Origin of the sequence: Rubricella aquisinus (assembly GCF_014199445.1) — a bacterium.
Taxonomy (GTDB): domain Bacteria; phylum Pseudomonadota; class Alphaproteobacteria; order Rhodobacterales; family Rhodobacteraceae; genus Rubricella; species Rubricella aquisinus.
The window spans coordinates 95,763-114,265 of record NZ_JACIJS010000008.1 but is presented as its reverse complement, the minus strand read 5'-3'; the positions used below and the strand labels follow the sequence as shown (position 1 = coordinate 114,265).

Below are 18,503 nucleotides of genomic sequence, written 5' to 3'. Positions count from 1 at the left end.
GCCGGGCGCGGATGACTGAGGACGAAATGAACACAGCCTTTTCACGGCAGACGATCTCAACGCTGGGCCTGACAACCTTGCTGGCCTTTGGCTCTGTCGCGGTTGCGCAGGATCAATCCGGTGACGTGCAGATCAAACAGTACGACACAGGCGGCGTGTATGAGGGCGAGTTCAAGGACGGCCTGCAACACGGGCAGGGCACCTACAGGCTCCCCAATGGGTATGAATACACTGGCACATGGGTTGATGGCCGGATCGAAGGCCAAGGCGTGGCCAAATTCCCGAACGGCTCCGTCTATACCGGGCAGTTCGTGAACGGTAAGCCCGAAGGACAGGGCAGCATCGTCTTTTCCGATGGCGGCACCTATGAGGGCGAGTGGGTCGATAGCGTGATTCAGGGCACCGGCGTTGCGATCTATGCCAATGGCGTGCGCTATGAGGGCGAGTTCCAGAATTCCGTCCACCACGGCACCGGCACGATGGAATCACCCAATGGCTACCGCTATTCCGGCACATGGGAGAACGGCACCAAACATGGGTCGGGTGAGATCACCTATCCCGATGGTGCGATCTATGTCGGTGACATCGTGCAGGGCAACCGCGTTGGCGAAGGATCGCTCACGCTGCCCGACGGGCTGACCTATGTTGGCCAATGGGTCGATAACCAGATCAACGGCATCGGTGTGCTGACCCAGCCCAATGGCGACGTCTATGAGGGCGAATTCGTCAATGGAGAGCGGGAAGGCACGGGCCTGTCCACCTTCGCCAATGGCGATATCTATGAGGGCGAGTTCCTCGCCGGATTGCGCCATGGGCAGGGCACGTTCCAAGGCACCGATGGCTATGTCTATGAAGGACAATGGGTCGAGGGCCGGATCGAAGGAACCGGCTTCATGCGCTATCCCGATGGGTCCGTCTATGAGGGCGAGTTCCTTGATGGCGTCAGCCACGGCACCGGCACGATCACCTATCCCGATGGCTCCACCTATTCCGGTGAGTGGGTCAATGGCGTGATCGAGGGCGAAGGCATCGCCCGCTATGACAACGGGCTGGTCTATGAAGGCAGCTTCCTCAACGCGCGCAATCACGGCTATGGCGTGATGACCTATGATGATGGTTATCAGTATGCGGGCGATTGGCGCGATGGCCTGCGCCATGGTGAGGGTGTCGCGACCTATGCCGATGGCACCGTCTATAAGGGCAGCTTTGCCGATGGGCAGCGCGAAGGCACCGGTACGATCACCATGTCCGATGGGTTTGAATATGTCGGTGGCTGGCTCGCAGGTGAGATTCACGGTCAGGGCACCGCGATCTATCCCAATGGCGACCGCTATGAGGGCTTCTTTGTCAGCGGTCAGCGGCAGGGGCGTGGCCTTATGATCTATTCCACCGGCGAAGAATATGACGGCTACTGGGTCAACGATGAAGAGGCGACCCGCGAGGAGGCAGAAGCCGCCGGGATCACCGTCACCGACTGACGCTAAGCAAATCATTTCGAAAAGGCCGTTCCCCGGGAGCGGCCTTTTTGCTTTGGCGCTGGGGGGATCGCCGCCTAACCCTTACCGCCGAGCAGATCAAGCATCTGCACATCGGTGGGCTGTGGCGCCGCGCCGAACCGGGTCAACAGCGCATGAACCTGACCGCGATGATGGGTCTGATGGTTCACCATATGCACAAGGTTAAAGGCGACGGTGGTCTCTACCTCCTCATCGCCACGGGTCCATTGGACCGTTCGCGACAGATCATCCGCGGTCAGGCCATCCGCGAAAACCATGATCTCGTCATCCAGCGCCGCCCTTTGCCGCATGAAGTCCAGCCAATCTCGCGGCGTGTCCGTATAGGGGTGCCGCGCTCCGATCTCAGCGGCACGGGCCGCATCGCCTCTAAGACGGGCCAACCAGACACGATCATCCCACAGAATGTGGTTCAGCGTTTCGGCAATGGAGCGAAAGACGGCCCCGCAATCGCGCCATCGATCCTGATCGGACAGCGTGCTTGCCGCCTCAATCAGGGAGCGGTTTTGCCAGCGGTTATACCGCGCCATGGTCTGGACGAATTCGGTCGTGATCATCGCACCTCTCCCGCTGTGGCCATCATGGGCAGGATCAGCCCCCATTGGGTTTCCTGTGCAGGCCCGGTGACCCGGAACCCCAGTTTCCGATAGGCCGCGATCGCCCGGTGATTGTCCGGGTGCGGGTCCGTGGCGATGACGGGGGTGCCCGCGTCAAAGAGCGCCATCATCCGCGCGCGGATGAAACCGGGACCGTGTCCCTGACCCAATAACTCGGCCTCTCCGATAAACTGATCAATGCCCCGCGCCCCGGCGGGCAGATGCGCGAAATGATGCTCCGCCGCGCCATGAACGGTATAATCCTGCATGAAGCCAAAGGGCCGGTCCCCCATCGAGACGATCCAGCGATCAACATCCGGATCGTCCAATTGCGCCGCGCTGTAGGGCGGGGAGGGTGCCCACCACGCGCGCACATGGGGCGCTGCGCGCCATCGCTGCAACAGATCGGCATCGGCCAAAGTGACCTTGCGGAAGGTGTATTCGGACGGGTCTGTCATCTGGGGCAGCCTACCATCGGCTTTCATCCTCTGACGAGACCCCGCGCGGATTTGCGTCAAATCCACCGTAAACAGCCCCTTCGCCCTAACCATCCGTTAACCCCACCGCGGCAAAAAAGAGCCATGCGCCGGGGGGCGCTTCCAATTGAGGGGGGAACTCAGGATGATCAGATATTTTCTTTGCGCCATTGTGATCGGCGCGGCAGGTGCCGCGCAGGCGGATGTGACACAGCCCGACATGAGAGGCACGACACCAGCCATCACCACGGTTCAGACATGGCCGAACCCGGACAGCCTGCCAAACCGGCAGCTCTCCCCGACGGAGGCAAGGATGCGGCTTCTCGTGATCCTCGCGGCGGAGATTGCTGGCGCGGACCGGCTCATGGCCCAGAATTCACGCGGCCTGCCCACAAATTGACGGAGGTTTCACGCCAGCCATCGGGCAACATATGACATATTGGGCATGTTCCGTTGTAAGTGTCCGATGGGTGTCAAAATGCAAAAACAGCGCAATCATGCTTGGCTTTCGGGGCTGCTCGGGCTGCTGATTGGCACATCCGTTTTTGCCGCGATCCCACAAGGCAGCGGTGTCGCCACCCATAGCGGGCAGGCCTCCCTTTACGCCAGTTGGCCGGTGACCCATGCCCGCCCCGATGCGGCCTCCGCATCCGAAATCGCGATGCAGCAGCGCGTGATTGCGGCAGCGCAAGAGGCCTTTATGATGTCAGCGCATGTGCGGTGAGCGCTAAATCCGCTTTCCATTCGATAGATCTTTGAGGATCGCGGCGGCGCTGTCCTGACTGGCGCGCTGGTTTTCGGGCTTCATCCGGTCCCATGTGCGGTACATCTGCGCCATGCGCGGATTGCCCTCAAAACGCTCGCGATTGCGCAGCAGGAAATCCCAGTAAAGCGGGTTGAACGGGCACGCGCCCTCCCCATGCTTGACCTTCACGTTGTAGTGGCAGGCGGCGCAATGATCCGACATCCGGTCGATATAGGCGCCCGACGCCGCATAGGGTTTTGAGCCAACCATACCGCCATCGGCGTGCAGCACCATGCCGATAGTGTTGGGTGCCTCCACCCATTCAAACGCATCGGCATAAACGGCAAGATACCATTCATGCACCTCCGCCGGATTGATCCCCGCGATCAGCGCGAAATTGCCGGTCACCATCAGCCGCTGGATATGGTGGGCATAGGCTTCCTCAATCGTTTGGGTGACGGCGGCGCGGATGCAGGCCATATCCGTCTCCCCCGTCCAATAGAAATCGGGCAATTTGCGCTGGGCGCGCAGTTTGTTGTGTTTCGTGTAATCCGGCCCATCAAGGAAATAGATCCCCCGGATAAACTCCCGCCAGCCAAGGATTTGGCGGATATAGCCTTCCACTGCATTGAGCGGCGCGCGCCCCGCGCGATACTCCGCCTCCGCCCGCTGGCACAGATCAAGTGGGTCGAGCAGCCCGATATTGAGGTAGATCGACAGCACCGAATGATAGAGGAACCGCTCCCCCTCCAGCATCGCGTCCTGATAATCGCCAAACCCCGGCAGCGCCTCCTTGAAGAAGTGATCGGCGGCCTTTTCCGCATCCGCCCGGCGCGTGCCGAACCAAAACGGTTCTAGCTGCCCAAACGTATCGGGGTATTCCGCCGCGACGAGGGCCAGTACATCCTCCGTTACTCCATCGGGCGTGACGCGCAATGGCTCAGGCATGAACAGATCACCAGAGGCCGGTTTGCGGTTCTCCGAATCGTAGTTCCACTTGCCGCCTTCAGGGTCTTTCCCGTCCATCAGGATGCCCGTCATGCGCCGCATTTCGCGATAGAAATACTCCATCCGCAGGGATTTGCGCCCCTCAGCCCAGTTTGCGAACTCCCCCTCGCTGGCGATGAAACGGTCATCGGGGAGCTGCGTCGTCTTGATCGGCAGATGGTCGAGCTTTTGGCGCAGGCGCCATTCGCCTGGGACGGTGGCGATCACCTCATCCGCGCCATGCTCCTCCGCCCGCCGCAACACCTCCCCGCCGATCGAGTGGGTGTTCTCCGCGTCATCAAGGGCCGTGTAGGCGACCGTCCAGCCATCCGCGCGCAATTCCTTCGCGAAATGGCGCATGGCCGACAGGATCAGCGCGATTTTCTTTGCGTGATGGGCGACATAGGTGCCTTCCTCCCGCACCTCCGCCATCACCACGATATCGCGGCTTTTCACCCCCTCGCGCAGCGCGGACAGACCAAGGGACAGTTGATCCCCCAGAACAAGGATCAAGCGTGGATCAGCCATGCGCGGCTCCGGCGCGCAGCGCCGCCCGGCCCAAAGGGAAAAGCGGTGCTTGCACCGCGCATGACGTGCGGGAGCGCCTCACCACGCGATGACCTCCCCTTTCCAGTCGAAGAATCCGCCATTTTGCTCCGGTCCCAGCCCCGCAATCACGCGGGCAAGGTTGTCAGCGGCCTCATCCGGCGTCACCGATCCGTGCCGCCCGAGGTATTTGCGGGTCAATTCCGATTCGACCGTACCGGGATGCAGCGCCACGACCGCCGCTTTGGGTTTTTTGCGGGCAATCTCAATGGCGGCTGTATGCACGATCTGGTTTTGCGCCGCCTTAGCCGCGCGATAGCTGATCCACCCGCCCAAGCCATTATCCCCGATGGAGCCGACCCGTGCTGACATCGACGCAAACACGCCCCCATCCGCCAACAGGGGCGAAAGGTGTTTCAGGATCAGCGCAGGCCCGATTGCATTGAGCGCAAATTGCGCGGCCATCGCCTCCGGATCAATCGCGCGGATCGTCTTTTCGGGGCCATGGTTGTCAATCTCCAGCGCGCCGGTGGCGTTGAAGATGATCTGGTATTGCTCCGGCAGGCGCTTGGCCCAAGCCTCCACACTCGATTCCTCGGTTACGTCAAACCCGTTCTCCCGGCGTGACAGGGCATCCACCGCCATCACCCGCTTGAACCGATCAATCAGCGCCGATCCGATCGCCCCGGTCGAGCCGATCACCAACGCGCGCCCACCTCGAAAGCGGGCATCAAAGTCACCTTGAATACTCATGGCCCCCTACATGGCGCATCATGCCCGCGCGTCCAGTGCATTTTCGGGGTTCCATCCCGCGCGCAGCCGCGCAATAGTGCCGCCCATGATCAGAACCGCACATATCCCTGCCCAGACCATGATTGGTCGCGATGCGCTTCTCCTCCTTAGCAGCCTCTGAGCGTGCCGGGGATATCGGCGCGCACGCTCAGGGGATCACCGGGCCGCGCCGAAACACACCGGACATTCTGACAGACTAAGGACCATTCCAATGACCACCACATCCGAACAGGACCGCGTCCTGATTTTCGACACGACCCTGCGCGACGGCGAACAATCGCCCGGTGCCACCATGACCCATACCGAAAAGCTGGAGATCGCCTCCATGCTGGATGAGATGGGCGTCGATATCATCGAGGCAGGCTTTCCCATCGCCTCCGAAGGGGATTTTCAGGCAGTGAGCGAGATCGCCCGCCGGTCGAAAAACTCCGTGATCTGCGGGCTCAGCCGCGCGAATTTCAAGGATATCGACCGCTGTTGGGAGGCCGTGAAACACGCCGCCCGCCCGCGCATCCACACCTTTATCGGCACCTCGCCCCTGCACCGGGCGATCCCGAATTTGGATCAGGATCAGATGGCGGACCTCATTCACGACACGGTCAGCCACGCGCGCAATCTTTGTGACAACGTGCAATGGTCCCCGATGGACGCCACCCGGACGGAGCATGACTATCTGCGCCGTGTCGTGGAAATCGCGATCAAGGCCGGGGCCACCACGATCAACATCCCCGACACGGTGGGCTATACTGCGCCCCGCGAAAGCGCCGATCTGATCCGGATGCTGATCGAAGAGGTGCCCGGCGCGGATGAGATCACCTTCGCCACCCATTGTCACAACGATCTGGGCATGGCCACGGCGAATGCTTTGGCCGCGGTCGAGGCGGGTGCGCGGCAGATCGAATGCACGATCAATGGTCTGGGGGAGCGCGCGGGCAACACCGCGCTGGAGGAAGTCGTCATGGCGCTCAAGGTGCGCAATGACATCATGCCCTACAGCACCGGGATCGACACGACCAAGATTATCGGGATTTCGCGCCGTGTCGCCGCCGTGTCCGGCTTTGCCGTGCAGTATAACAAGGCAATCGTCGGTAAGAACGCCTTTGCCCACGAATCCGGCATCCATCAGGACGGTATGCTCAAGAACGCCGAGACGTTCGAGATCATGCGCCCCGAAGATATCGGCCTCTCAGAGACGAATATCGTCATGGGCAAGCATTCGGGCCGCGCGGCCCTGCGCTCAAAGCTCAAGGATCTGGGCTATGAGGTGGGCGACAACCAGCTCAAGGATATTTTCGTACGGTTCAAGGAATTGGCCGACCGCAAGAAGGAGGTCTATGACGACGATCTGATCGCGCTGATGTCGGATACCGACGCTTCCGCTGGACAAGAGCATATCCGGCTTGTGTCCATGTCCGTGCAGTGCGGCACCACTGGCCCGCAACAGGCGGAAATGACTCTCAACATCGACGGGCAGGAGCATTCGACCACCGCAACGGGCGACGGCCCCGTCGATGCGACCTTTAATGCGATCAAGGCGATGTTCCCGCATGAGGCGCGCTTGCAACTCTATCAAGTGCACGCCGTGACCGAAGGCACCGACGCGCAGGCCACCGTGTCCGTGCGGATGGAGGAAGGCGGCGCGATCGTCACGGGCCAATCCGCAGATACCGACACGGTCGTGGCCTCCGCCCGCGCCTATATCGGGGCGCTAAACAAGCTGGTCGTGCGGCGTGAGAAAGTCGTGCCAAACGCAGTCAGCACGGCCTAAGACCAATGATCACCACCGGGGGTGTCTGAAATCAGGCAGCCCCGGTTTTTCGGAGCAAAGACGCCGAAGGCCGCGCCAAATTCCGAACAACCACCGGCAAATCGACAAAACGCCACGTTTCAAACCCATTGCGGTGCAGCATGCCCTTTACCTGCTGTCCTGCGCGGACGTATAACGCTTGTCAAACAGGCGAAATCCCCGGTGAGCGTGATATGTGGATCGGGCGGATGAACAGGGGCAGTTCAATATGCTGAGTGCAATTTCCGGTGTGTTCTCGTCAGACATGGCGATTGATTTGGGCACCGCGAACACGCTGATTTATGTGAAGGGCAAGGGCATCGTCCTGAACGAGCCATCGGTCGTGGCCTATCACGTGCGCGACGGCAAGAAACAGGTGCTCGAAGTCGGTGAGGACGCCAAGCTGATGCTGGGCCGCACGCCCGGCAGCATTGAGGCGATCCGCCCGATGCGCGACGGGGTGATCGCGGATTTCGATGTGGCCGAGGCCATGATCAAACACTTCATCCGCAAGGTAAACAAACGCGGCAAGCCCAAGATCATCGTCTGCGTGCCCTATGGCGCAACCCCGGTTGAAAAGAAGGCCATCCGCGAATCCGTGCTTGCCGCCGGTGCGCGCAAAGCGGGCCTGATTGCAGAGCCGATTGCCGCCGCGATTGGCGCGGGCCTGCCGATCACCGATCCGACCGGCTCCATGATCGTGGATATTGGCGGCGGCACGACCGAGGTCGCGGTGCTCTCGCTCGGTGATATCGTTTATGCGCGGTCCGTCCGTGTGGGTGGGGACCGGATGGATGAGGCGATTATAAGCTATCTGCGCCGCCAGCATAACCTTCTGGTCGGGGAGGCCACCGCCGAGCGGATCAAGACCACCATCGGCTCCGCCCGCGTGCCTGCCGATGGGCGCGGTCAGGCGATGGAAATCCGGGGCCGCGATCTGCTGAACGGCGTCCCGAAAGAGACGGAGATCACGCAAGCGCAAGTGGCAGAGGCGCTCGCCGAGCCGGTGCAGCAAATCTGTGAGGCGGTGATGACCGCGCTTGAAGCGACCCCGCCGGACCTTGCGGCGGATATCGTGGACCGGGGCGTGATGCTCACCGGGGGTGGCGCGCTTTTGGGTGATCTTGACCTTGCCCTGCGGGAGCAGACGGGGCTTGCCATTTCCGTGGCGGATGACGCGCTGAATTGTGTGGCCCTTGGCACTGGCAAGAGCCTTGAGTTCGAGCGCCGCCTGCAACACGTTATCGACTACGGCACAAGCAACTGACACGCACTGCCTCCCCCTGGCAGTGATGCGGATCGGAGGCCATTTTGGCGCAATCGCAAAGCGATCAGGACGTATGGCGTATGACGCGGCAGGTCATCCTTGGCCTGCTGATCATCCTGTCTGTCGCCCTGTTTGCCCTGTGGCGGATCGACAATCCACGGGTGGAGCGGTTGCGCATGGCGGTGGCCGACGCGGTGTTCCCGGCGTTTGACTGGACAAGCCGCCCCGCCGCCACGCTGACCCGGATGGCGGAGGATTTCGAATCCTATGTCCGGGTCTATGAGGAAAATCAGGAATTGCGCCGGGAGGTGCAGGATCTGCGCGGCTGGCGGGAGGCCGCGATCCAGTTGGAGCAGCGCAATGCCCGCCTGCGCGCGCTCAACAATGTGCGCCTGTCGCCGCAGATGCGGTTTGTCACGGGGGAAGTGCTGACCGACACGGGCGGGCCGTTCAGTCAAAGCGGGCTTGTGAATGTGGGCCGTCGCAACGGGGTGCAGGACGGTGCCGCCGCGATGGACGGGCTTGGCCTTGTGGGCCGGGTGTCCGGTGTGGGGGAGGAGACGAGCCGCATCATCTACCTCACGGATATCAACAGCCGCGTGCCGGTGGTGTTGCAGCGCACCGGGCAGCGGGCGGTGGTGACGGGCGACAATACCGGAATGCCCCTTGTCCAGTTCGTGGAGGCGCCCGAGCGGGTGCGCCCCGGCGACCGGGTGATGACATCGGGTGACGGGCGGGTGTTGCCGCCCGATCTCTTGGTCGGCGTGGTGGTGCGCGACAGCGAAAACCGCCTGCGCGTGCGCCCGGCGGCGGAGTATGCCCGGCTCGAATTCGTCCGGATCCTCAACTTCCGCCCGCCGCAATCGGTGGAAGGGCCGGGCGGCCTGATCGGTGCGGCCCTGCCTGCGTCCCCGACGGAGGAGGGCGTGGTCAATGAGTGACACCACACCCATCCTGCGGCATGCGTTCGCGGCGGTTGTGCTGACGACGCTCGCTGCACTCTTGCTGGCCGTGTCGCTGATGCCGCTGCGCCCGGCGACGAGCGGCTTTGCGGTGCCCGATCTGGTGCTGTGCCTTGCCTGCGCTTGGGCGTTGCGCCATCCGCAATCCGCGCCGATGATCCTGATGTTCGCCATTGGTCTGATTGCCGATCTGATGCTCGGGCGGCCCGTGGGGCTGGGCGCGCTGACGCTCCTCCTGATCACGGAGGTGCTGCGCCGTCAGCCTGCAGGCGTGCCATTCCTTCTCGAATGGGTGTTTGTGAGCCTCCTGATCCTCCTTGGCAGTCTGGCGCAACTGGGCGTGCTGATGATCACCTTCGCTGCGCGCCCTGACACGATGATGGTGCTGATCAATGCGGTCGTGACCGCGCTATGCTATCCGTTGCTCGCGGGCGCGGTGCGGGCGGCGCTGCGCATTGGGCGTGGTCGGAGGCAAACCGAATGAGCAAAAAGACACAGACGCCGGAACCGACCCAGCGGCGATTTTCGCGCCGGGGTGTGCTGCTTTTGGGCCTGCAACTCGCGCTTGTCGGCACGCTCGCCTGGCGGATGCGACAATTGCAGGTGGTCGAGGCCGACAAATACCGGCTTCTGGCCGAAGAAAACCGCATCAACCTGCGCCTGATCCCGCCCGCGCGCGGCCTCATTTTCGACCGCAACGGTGAGCCGCTCGCCATCAATCAGCAGAATTACCGTATCGTCATCGTCCGCGAACAGGCGCGCGATGTGGAGGATGTGCTCAATCGTCTCGCTCAGATCGTTGAGATCAGCCCGGAGCGGCGGGAACGGGTGCTGCGCGATGTGGCCTCCCGCGCGGCGTTTGTGCCCGTGGCGGTGCTTGAGCATATGACATGGGAGGATTTCGCCCGCGTCTCGGCCAATGCGCCCGCGTTGCCGGGCATTTCGCCGGAAGTGGGCCTGTCGCGCCACTACCCCCACGGGCCGGAATTCGCGCATCTCGTGGGCTATGTCGGGCCAGTGTCGGACTGGGATTTGAGCCAGATCGAAGACCCGGATCCGCTGCTTCAGATCCCCGATTTCCAGATCGGCAAATCGGGTGTTGAGCGGCGGCACGAGGACACCCTGCGCGGGCAGGCAGGCACCAGCCGGATCGAGGTCAACGCCGTGGGCCGGGTGATCCGCGAGCTTGACCGTGCCGAAGGGCGCAGCGGCGCGGATATGCAGCTTACCATCGACTACGGTTTGCAAGCCTATGCACTGAGCCGCATGGGGGAGGAAAGTGCGGCTGCCACCGTGATGGATGTGCATACGGGCGAATTGCTCGCACTTGCCTCCGCGCCCAGTTTCGATCCCAATAATTTCGTCTTTGGCATCTCGCAGCGCGATTGGGATCGGCTGAACAGCGACGATCATCGCCCGATGTATAACAAGACCGTTTCGGGTGCCTATCCGCCCGGCTCCACGTTCAAGATGATCGTGGCACTTGCCGCGATTGAGCTTGGCCTTGTGGACCCGGAGGAGGAGATTTTCTGCAATGGCTCGATGATGCTGGGCAATCAGCGGTTCCACTGCTGGCGGCGGGGCGGGCATGGTCATATGAACCTGCGCGACAGCATCAAGCATTCCTGTGACATCTACTACTACGACATCGCGCAGCGTATCGGGATGGACAGGCTGACCGCCTTTGCCAACAAATTCGGGCTGGGCATCCGGCCCGATCTGCCCTTGCCTGCGGTGGCTGCTGGTCTGACCCCGACGCGCGGCTGGAAAGCTGCCGTCAGGGGGGAAGCATGGCAGGGCGGCGACACGCTCAATTCCGGGATCGGGCAGGGCTTCATGCTGGCCTCTCCCGTGCAATTGGCGATCATGACCGCGCGTCTCGCGACGGGCCGCGCGGTGGAGGCGACGCTGTTGCGCTCCATTGATGGACGGTTGATCCAGCCCCAGCCCGCGCCACCGCTTGAGGTGTCCGAACGGGGGCTGCGCGCGGTCCGCGACGGGATGTTTGCCGTATCGAATGAGCGGCGCGGCACCGCCTATTCCTCTCGCATCGCGGATGCGGAGATGATCCTCGCGGGCAAGACAGGCACCAGCCAAGTCCGCCGCATTTCGGAGGCCGAGCGGCGCGCAGGCGTGTTCCGCAACGAGGATCTGCCATGGAACCGCCGCGATCACGCGCTGTTTGTGGGCTACGCGCCCTATGACGATCCGAAATACGCGGTGTCCGTGGTGGTCGAGCATGGCGGCAGCGGGTCGGCTGCCGCAGCCCCCATCGCGCGGGACATCCTGATGCGCGCGCTTTATGGCGGCTTGCCCCCGTTGGAGGCCTATCCCCCCGCCCTGCGCGAAGAGATTGAGGAGCAGCGCCGCTCCATCCCCGCCAGCAGCACTGCGCCACCCCGCAGCGCCGGATCAGGGCGGGCCTGAGCATGGTCTATTACGAACAGATGAATGCCAAGCCCGCGCCGACGGGCCTTGCCAAGCTCCTTTATATGCATTGGCCGCTGATGGTGCTTGTCGTGGCGGTGTGCTGCATGGGGTTTGTGATGCTCTATTCCGTGGCGGGCGGGTCGCTTGATCCATGGGCGCGCCAGCAGATGACGCGCTTCGCGATTGGCCTGACTGTTATGTTCATCGTGGCCCTGACGCCGCTGAATTTCTGGAAAAGCATGTCTATCTTCGCCTATCTGGGCGCGCTGGGCCTGCTTGTCGCCGTGGAATTCGTGGGCGAAGTGGGCAAGGGCGCGCAGCGCTGGATCGACCTTGGCTTTATCCTGTTACAACCATCCGAGGTGATGAAGGTCGCGCTCGTGATGGTGCTGGCGCAATATTACGCGTGGCTGGAGCCGGAGAAGGTTTCGCGCCCGTTCTGGGTCCTGTTGCCGCTTGCATTGACCGCGATCCCGGTCGCGCTGGTCCTGAGCCAGCCTGACCTCGGCACAGCGATCCTGCTCGCGGCAGGGGGCGGGGTGGTGATGTTCCTCGCGGGTGTCAGTTGGTGGTATTTCGGGCCCGCGATCCTTGGGGCGGTCGGGTTGGTTACCGCCGTGATGACGTCACGCGGGACGGAATGGCAAATCCTCAAGGATTACCAGTATCGCCGGATCGAGACATTCCTCGACCCCTCCCTCGATCCGCTTGGCTCCGGCTATCATATCACGCAGGCCAAGATCGCGGCAGGCTCAGGCGGGATATCCGGGCGCGGGCTGATGGAAGGCACGCAAAGCCGGCTTAACTTCCTGCCCGAAAAGCACACCGATTTCATCTTCACCATTCTGGCGGAGGAGTTGGGCCTGATCGGGGGGCTGTCGCTGCTGTTGCTCTACACGCTGATCATCGTGTTCTGTTCGGTGTCGGCCTACCGCAACCGGGATCGGTTTGGCGCGCTCTTGACGGGCGGGCTAACGGCGACGTTCTTCTTCTTTTTCGTGGTGAATATGGCGATGGTGATGGGGCTGGCACCCGTGGTCGGCGTGCCGCTGCCGCTGGTCAGCTATGGCGGGTCGGCGATGCTGGTGCTGCTGGGCGCGTTTGGCCTGATCCAATGCGCGCATGTCCACCGCCCCAGACGAGGCTACCAATGACCACGATCCTGTTTGCGGCAAAACGCGCCGATTGGGCGGCCTATGAGGCACCCTTGCGCCAATCCATGGCTGACCTCGGGGTGAGTGCTGATCTGGTTCTGGAAGCGGACCCTGCTGAGGTGGATTACCTGATCTATTCTCCTGCCAGCACGGTGCAGGATTTCCGCCCCTATACCCGCCTGAAAGCGGTGCTGAGCCTGTGGGCCGGGGTGGAAAGCATCGTTGGCAACACAACCTTGCAAGTACCGCTGTGCCGTATGGTCGATCCGGGCCTGACGGAGGGCATGGTCGAATGGGTCACCGGCCATGTGCTGCGTCACCATCTGGGCATGGATGCGCATATTCAGGGACAGGATGGCGTGTGGCGCAATGATGTGGTGCCACCGCTGGCGCGGGACCGCAGGGTGGCGGTGCTGGGGCTTGGCGCGCTCGGGTCGGCCTGCGCGCAGATGTTGGCGCAGTTGCAGTTCAACACCCTAGGCTGGTCCCGGCGGCCGAAGGATATCTCTGGTGTGTCCTGCTATTCCGGGGAGGATGGACTGCGCCAAGTGCTGTCACAGGCGGAGATCGTGGTGCTGCTCCTGCCCGCAACGCCCCAGACGGAGAACACGTTGAATGCTGAAAGCCTCGCCCTCCTGCCCCGTGGGGCGGTGATCATCAATCCGGGACGCGGTACTCTGATTGACGATGAGGCATTGCTTTCTGCGCTTGATACGGGGCAGGTCGGCCACGCGACGCTTGACGTATTTCGCGCCGAACCGCTCCCGCCCGAGCATGCCTATTGGCAGCATCCGTGTGTGACGGTCACGCCCCATATTGCCTCCGAAACCCGTCCGGTATCGGCGGCGAGAACGGTGATGGAAAACATCCACCGTCATCTGAATGGGGCGGCTCTGCTCAACGTGGTGGACCGCGCGACGGGATATTGACCAACTAAACTGTCCTAATTGAAAGGGCAGCCCTCCCGCCCGTCGTTCAGTCGCTGACGCTCCTTCCTCCCGTTGGGGTGAGGGCGAGAGACAAACGCTGCAGGGCAGCGTTTGCGCCCGAACGCGCGGAATGAAATGAAGCGCCGGGAAAGGCCGGCTGCGCCGCGAGGAAGAAAGATTGCGCTGAGGTGTTTGAGGAACAGGTCTGTTCCTCAAATCACCTGCTCAATTGTAGGTGCCACGATTCGCCCGCGCGTCAAGGCCGCTCGTTCCTCGGACCTTGACCCACGACCGAATCGCGGGGGGCTGCTCTTGCTCCACCAAGTCCAATTCACTTTCTTCAAATATACCCCGCCGGAGGCATCCGCCCGCGTCAGCGGGCGGCTCCGCCCAAAGGGAGCGTCAGCGACGTGCGGGAGCGCGCCGTTATACGATCAGGTCCACAAGGTCCGCGCTGTCCGTGATGTCGCGCCAGCCGATGCCATAGGCGTCCATCTGCGTAACAAGCCGCTCGAAATTCTCCGCCTTGTCCGTATCGATCCCGATCAGCACCGAGCCGAAATTTCGGGCGCTCTTTTTCAGATACTCAAACCGGAAGATATCGTCCTTTGGCCCCAGCATCAGCAAAAAGTCCTTCAGCGCGCCGGGCCGTTGGGGCAGGCGGATGACGTAGTATTTTTTGAGCCCACGATAGCGCAGCGCGCGTTCCTTGACCTCCGGCAGGCGTTCGAAGTCGAAATTGCCTCCCGAGGCCGCACAGACCACCGTTTTGCCCGCGAGCCGCTCTGGCTCGATATCCTGCAACACGTCGATGGCCAGCGCGCCCGCGGGCTCCAATACGATCCCTTCGCTGTTGAGGAGTTCGACGAGCGTTCCGCAAAGCCGATCCTCCGGCACCGCGAACACATCCGCGCGCCGCATACCTTTCAACGCGGCAAAGGGGTGAGAGCCGATTTCCGCCACCGCCGCGCCATCGACAAAATTGCTGATCTTGGGCAGGCGGAACGGCGCGCCATGCTCCAGCGCCTTGGCGAGGGACGGGGCGGTGCCGGGCTCCACCAGCAAGAGTTCGGTTGGCGCCCCGACAGCCTGCAGATATTTCCGCGCCCCAGCGGACAGCCCACCGCCCCCCACCGGCATGACCAGCATGTCGGGCGCATGGCCCAACTGGTCGAGTATCTCCGCCGTGACCGTCGCCTGACCAAGGATCGTTTCGGGCGCGTCAAAGGGGGGCACGAAACATGCCCCGGTTTCTGCGACAAACGCCTTTGCCGCCCCGAGGCAATCGTCAAAGAAATCTCCGACAAGCTGGATATCCACCGCATCGCCGCCAAAGGCTTTCGTCTTTTCCACCTTCTGGCCCGGCGTGGTGGACGGCATGAAGATGGTGCCCGTCACCCCCATCCGTGCGCAGCACCATGCAAAGCCCTGCGCGTGATTGCCCGCACTCGCACAGGCGAACCGGGTCGCGCGCCCTTCAGCCAAGGCACGGGTGAAGAACGCAAACGCGCCGCGCAGTTTGTAGCTGCGCACCTCCGTCAGATCCTCGCGTTTGAGCCAAATCTCCGCGCCGTAGCGGTCCGACAGGAAACTGCTGCGCTGGAGCGGTGTTTCGGGAAAGGCCTCCCGCATCTGCGCCATGGCCACGCGCACGTCGGTCTGAAAGTCGCTCATGACTGTCCCCATTCGGCAGATTGCATTTCAAAGAGGCGCGAGGCCGTGCGTTCAAATTCGAACGCGCCTGCCCCCTCCTGATACAGTTGATCCGGCGTCGCCTCCGCACTCGCGATCAGCCGCACCCGCGCCTCGTAAAGCGCGTCGATCAGCGTGACGAACCGTTTGGCCTCGTTATTTGCCGCGCGGTTGAGGCGCGGAATATCGTCGATCATCAGGGTCGATACGGCCTCTGCCATCGCGAGGTAATCCCCCGGCCCCAACGGGCTGCCGCAAAACGCGCGGAAACCGCCCCGCCCGATGCCGTTGCGAAACGCAGGGATCACCACATCGCGGCCCTTTTGGCGTAGGATCAGCTTTTCACCCGCCCCACCGGCCAAATCGGCCCAGATCGTATCCATCTGTGCGCCGCGATCCTCGCCCGTGAAATAAACCTCCTGCCCGCGCAAACGGTCGAGCCGATGATCGGTCTCACTCTCCAGTTGATGCACCTCAAGCCGCGCCTTGATCATCTCGATAAAGGGCAGGAACAGATGGCGGTTAAGCCCGTCTTTATAAAGGTCATCGGGGTGCCTGTTGGAGGTCGTCACAACGATCACACCGCGCGCGAACAGCTTTTCAAACAGCCGCCCGACCAGCATTGCATCGGTGATGTCGGTGATCTGCATCTCATCGAAACACAAAAGATGCGCCTGTCGCGCGATCCGCACGGCCACAGGTTCAATCGGGTCGCTCACGCCCTCTTTTCGGGCAAGGCCGATGGAATTGTGCATCTCCTGCATAAAGGCATGGAAATGCACCCGGCGTTTGGCCGCGATCGGGGCTGCGTCAAAAAAGAGGTCCATCAGCATGGATTTGCCACGCCCGACGCCGCCATACATGTAAAGGCCGGGGATATCGGCCTCTTGCGTTTTTTCGCGGCCCCAGCCGAACAGGCCGATGCGCACTTTCTTTGGCTTTACGGGATCATGGTCGCGCAGGCGGATGTGCAAAAGCTGCAACTTCTCCACGGCGACACGCTGCGCATCATCATCGCGCAACGCCCCGCTGGCCACACGGGCGCGGTATATGTCCAAGGGTCCGTCCGACATGGCCCCAAGGGGTAGCAGTCAAAAACCACCCCGGAAAGCCCCGCTGGCAGCCATGGCGGCGCTCACACATCAAATTTTGTGAACTGAAGGCGCAATGATATTGTTTTGACGGGGGATACCGCCGCAGCCATTGTGGGCGTCCGTTTGACAAGGACATGACCCATGGCCACAGCCGTTCGCCCCTCCCTCTTTACCCCGGTTCTGATCGGTGGCTGTTTCATCATGCTGATCAGTTTCGGCATCCGGGCGAGTTTCGGGGTGTTCCAGATCCCCATCGCGGAGGATTTCGGCTGGCTTCGGGCGGAATTTTCGCTCGCCATCGCGATTCAGAACCTCGCTTGGGGGATCGGGCAGCCGATCTTTTCCGCGATTGCTGAAAAATTCGGGGACAGAAAGGCGATAATACTGGGCGCGCTAGTCTATGCGCTGGGATTGGCGCTGTCGGCCTATGCGATGACACCCGCCGGGATGCAGGGGCTGAACCTTTTGATCGGGTTTGGCGTCGCCGGGACCGGGTTTGGCGTGATCCTCGCCATGGTGGGGCGTGCGGCATCGGATGAGCACCGCTCCATGGCGCTTGCCGTGGCGACGGCGGCAGGATCTGGCGGGCAGGTTGTTGGCCCCCCGGTGGCGGCGGCATTGCTGGCCTACATGGACTGGATGCAGGTGTTCACCGTGTTTGCGGTCATCATTCTTGTGGCGCTTTTCGCGCTTCCGTTCATGCGCGCCCCGGCCAAGGCGGAGACCGGCCCGGTCGTTGAGGAAACGATGGGTCAGATCCTTGGCCGGGCATTCCGGGATCCAAGCTATGTGCTGATCTTTGTCGGCTTCTTTTCCTGTGGCTATCAGTTGGCCTTCGTCACCGCCCATTTCCCTGCGTTTGTGGCAGAGGTCTGCGGCCCAATCGCGCCGGGCGGGTTCCTTGATACGATGGGGGTCAGCGACACGCTTACACTTGGTGCGTGGTCCATCGGGCTGATCGGGTTGACCAATATCGTGGGGACACTGGTGGCGGGAAAGCTCGGCAATATCTTTCCGCGCAAATACCTGCTGGCGGGGATCTATGCCGGTCGGACGGTGATTGCAGCCCTGTTCATCCTGCTGCCGATGACGCCAACGACGGTGATCCTTTTCTCCATCGCGATGGGGTCGCTGTGGCTCGCGACGGTGCCGCTGACCTCTGGCCTGATCGCACATATCTATGGGTTGCGCTATATGGGCACGCTCTACGGCATCGTGTTCTTTTCCCACCAGTTGGGCAGTTTCCTTGGCGTCTGGCTGGGCGGCGCGCTCTACGATCTGCATGGGTCGTACACGCTGGTGTGGTGGGTCGGTGTGGGTGTTGGGGCATTCTCCGCGCTGGTCCATTTGCCCATCCGGGAGAACAGGGCGGCGGTGCCGGCGTGATCCAATTGGACCGGAATCAAGCGCGCAGCGCGTCGGTCCAGCGGCCGCCCGCCCCCAAGGCGGCCGCTTTTCGACGTTGGATACAAGCGGATAGATCGGAGTTGGCCACGCCATAAAACAAGTTGCGCCACCGTCATGGCGGCCCCC

At 62.3% G+C, this 18,503-nt stretch carries 17 protein-coding genes; 11 read left to right on the top strand and 6 right to left on the bottom strand.

All coding sequences use genetic code 11. The features are described 5' to 3' along the window. Positions 1-26: 26 nt before the first annotated feature. On the top strand, positions 27-1,478 hold the full coding sequence (locus FHS89_RS13770) for an MORN repeat-containing protein (RefSeq protein WP_184012642.1): 1,452 nt from the start codon (positions 27-29) through the stop codon (positions 1,476-1,478). Positions 1,479-1,552: 74 nt separating this feature from the next. Here FHS89_RS13770 and FHS89_RS13765 read toward each other — a convergent pair whose 3' ends face one another. Together FHS89_RS13765 and FHS89_RS13760 are read right to left on the bottom strand one after the other, a co-directional pair. Further along, on the bottom strand, positions 1,553-2,071 hold the full coding sequence (locus FHS89_RS13765; RefSeq protein ID WP_184012640.1) for a DinB family protein: 519 nt from the start codon (positions 2,069-2,071) through the stop codon (positions 1,553-1,555). Further along, positions 2,068-2,568, bottom strand: coding sequence for a GNAT family N-acetyltransferase (locus tag FHS89_RS13760; RefSeq protein WP_184012638.1), 501 nt, complete (start codon positions 2,566-2,568; stop codon positions 2,068-2,070). Before FHS89_RS13760 ends, FHS89_RS13765 begins: the two co-directional genes overlap by 4 nt. Positions 2,569-2,731: 163 nt before the next feature. Here FHS89_RS13760 and FHS89_RS13755 point away from each other — a divergent pair, with 163 nt between their 5' ends. Together FHS89_RS13755 and FHS89_RS13750 are read left to right on the top strand one after the other, a co-directional pair. Continuing rightward, on the top strand, positions 2,732-2,986 hold the full coding sequence (locus FHS89_RS13755; protein ID WP_184012636.1) for a hypothetical protein: 255 nt from the start codon (positions 2,732-2,734) through the stop codon (positions 2,984-2,986). A gap of 66 nt (positions 2,987-3,052) precedes the next feature. Next, positions 3,053-3,310, top strand: a complete 258-nt coding sequence (locus FHS89_RS13750; RefSeq protein ID WP_184012634.1) for a hypothetical protein — start codon at positions 3,053-3,055, stop codon at positions 3,308-3,310. 3 nt (positions 3,311-3,313) lie between these two features. Here FHS89_RS13750 and FHS89_RS13745 read toward each other — a convergent pair whose 3' ends face one another. Continuing rightward, positions 3,314-4,846: a cryptochrome/photolyase family protein gene (locus FHS89_RS13745; protein WP_184012632.1), complete on the bottom strand. Its 1,533-nt coding sequence runs from the start codon at positions 4,844-4,846 to the stop codon at positions 3,314-3,316. 78 nt (positions 4,847-4,924) lie between these two features. Beyond that, positions 4,925-5,617: an SDR family oxidoreductase gene (locus tag FHS89_RS13740; RefSeq protein WP_184012630.1), complete on the bottom strand. Its 693-nt coding sequence runs from the start codon at positions 5,615-5,617 to the stop codon at positions 4,925-4,927. A 250-nt stretch (positions 5,618-5,867) separates the two neighbouring features. Between FHS89_RS13740 and FHS89_RS13735 the strand changes: the two genes are divergently transcribed. The 7 genes from FHS89_RS13735 to FHS89_RS13705 all read left to right on the top strand — a co-directional run bounded on the left by FHS89_RS13735 (position 5,868) and on the right by FHS89_RS13705 (position 14,184). Continuing rightward, complete coding sequence (locus FHS89_RS13735) at positions 5,868-7,424, top strand: 2-isopropylmalate synthase (protein ID WP_184012628.1); 1,557 nt, start codon at positions 5,868-5,870, stop codon at positions 7,422-7,424. A 247-nt stretch (positions 7,425-7,671) separates the two neighbouring features. Beyond that, entirely contained in the window at positions 7,672-8,709 is a 1,038-nt protein-coding gene (locus tag FHS89_RS13730) for a rod shape-determining protein (RefSeq protein WP_184012698.1), read from the top strand. Positions 8,710-8,789: 80 nt separating this feature from the next. After that, the gene (gene mreC, locus FHS89_RS13725; protein ID WP_246413908.1) at positions 8,790-9,650 is read left to right on the top strand and encodes a rod shape-determining protein MreC; all 861 of its coding nucleotides are present in this window, start codon (positions 8,790-8,792) and stop codon (positions 9,648-9,650) included. Next, positions 9,643-10,155: a rod shape-determining protein MreD gene (gene mreD / locus FHS89_RS13720; RefSeq protein WP_184012624.1), complete on the top strand. Its 513-nt coding sequence runs from the start codon at positions 9,643-9,645 to the stop codon at positions 10,153-10,155. The genes mreC and mreD overlap by 8 nt, the downstream gene beginning before the upstream one ends. Further along, positions 10,152-12,098, top strand: coding sequence for a penicillin-binding protein 2 (gene mrdA / locus FHS89_RS13715; RefSeq protein WP_184012622.1), 1,947 nt, complete (start codon positions 10,152-10,154; stop codon positions 12,096-12,098). Before mreD ends, mrdA begins: the two co-directional genes overlap by 4 nt. 2 nt (positions 12,099-12,100) lie before the next feature. Next, the gene (gene rodA / locus FHS89_RS13710) at positions 12,101-13,255 is read left to right on the top strand and encodes a rod shape-determining protein RodA (RefSeq protein ID WP_246413905.1); all 1,155 of its coding nucleotides are present in this window, start codon (positions 12,101-12,103) and stop codon (positions 13,253-13,255) included. After that, complete coding sequence (locus FHS89_RS13705) at positions 13,252-14,184, top strand: 2-hydroxyacid dehydrogenase (protein WP_184012620.1); 933 nt, start codon at positions 13,252-13,254, stop codon at positions 14,182-14,184. Before rodA ends, FHS89_RS13705 begins: the two co-directional genes overlap by 4 nt. A gap of 426 nt (positions 14,185-14,610) precedes the next feature. Here the strand turns inward: FHS89_RS13705 and ilvA are convergent, their stop codons facing one another. Then, positions 14,611-15,858 carry a threonine ammonia-lyase IlvA gene (gene ilvA / locus FHS89_RS13700; RefSeq protein ID WP_184012618.1) on the bottom strand — a complete coding sequence of 416 codons (1,248 nt, stop codon included), beginning with the start codon at positions 15,856-15,858 and terminating at the stop codon, positions 14,611-14,613. Next, a complete protein-coding gene (zapE, locus tag FHS89_RS13695; RefSeq protein WP_184012616.1) occupies positions 15,855-16,949 on the bottom strand; it encodes a cell division protein ZapE in 1,095 nt (364 codons plus the stop codon). Before zapE ends, ilvA begins: the two co-directional genes overlap by 4 nt. 162 nt (positions 16,950-17,111) lie before the next feature. Here zapE and FHS89_RS13690 point away from each other — a divergent pair, with 162 nt between their 5' ends. After that, positions 17,112-18,356, top strand: coding sequence for an MFS transporter (locus tag FHS89_RS13690; protein WP_184012614.1), 1,245 nt, complete (start codon positions 17,112-17,114; stop codon positions 18,354-18,356). Positions 18,357-18,503 lie beyond the last annotated feature (147 nt).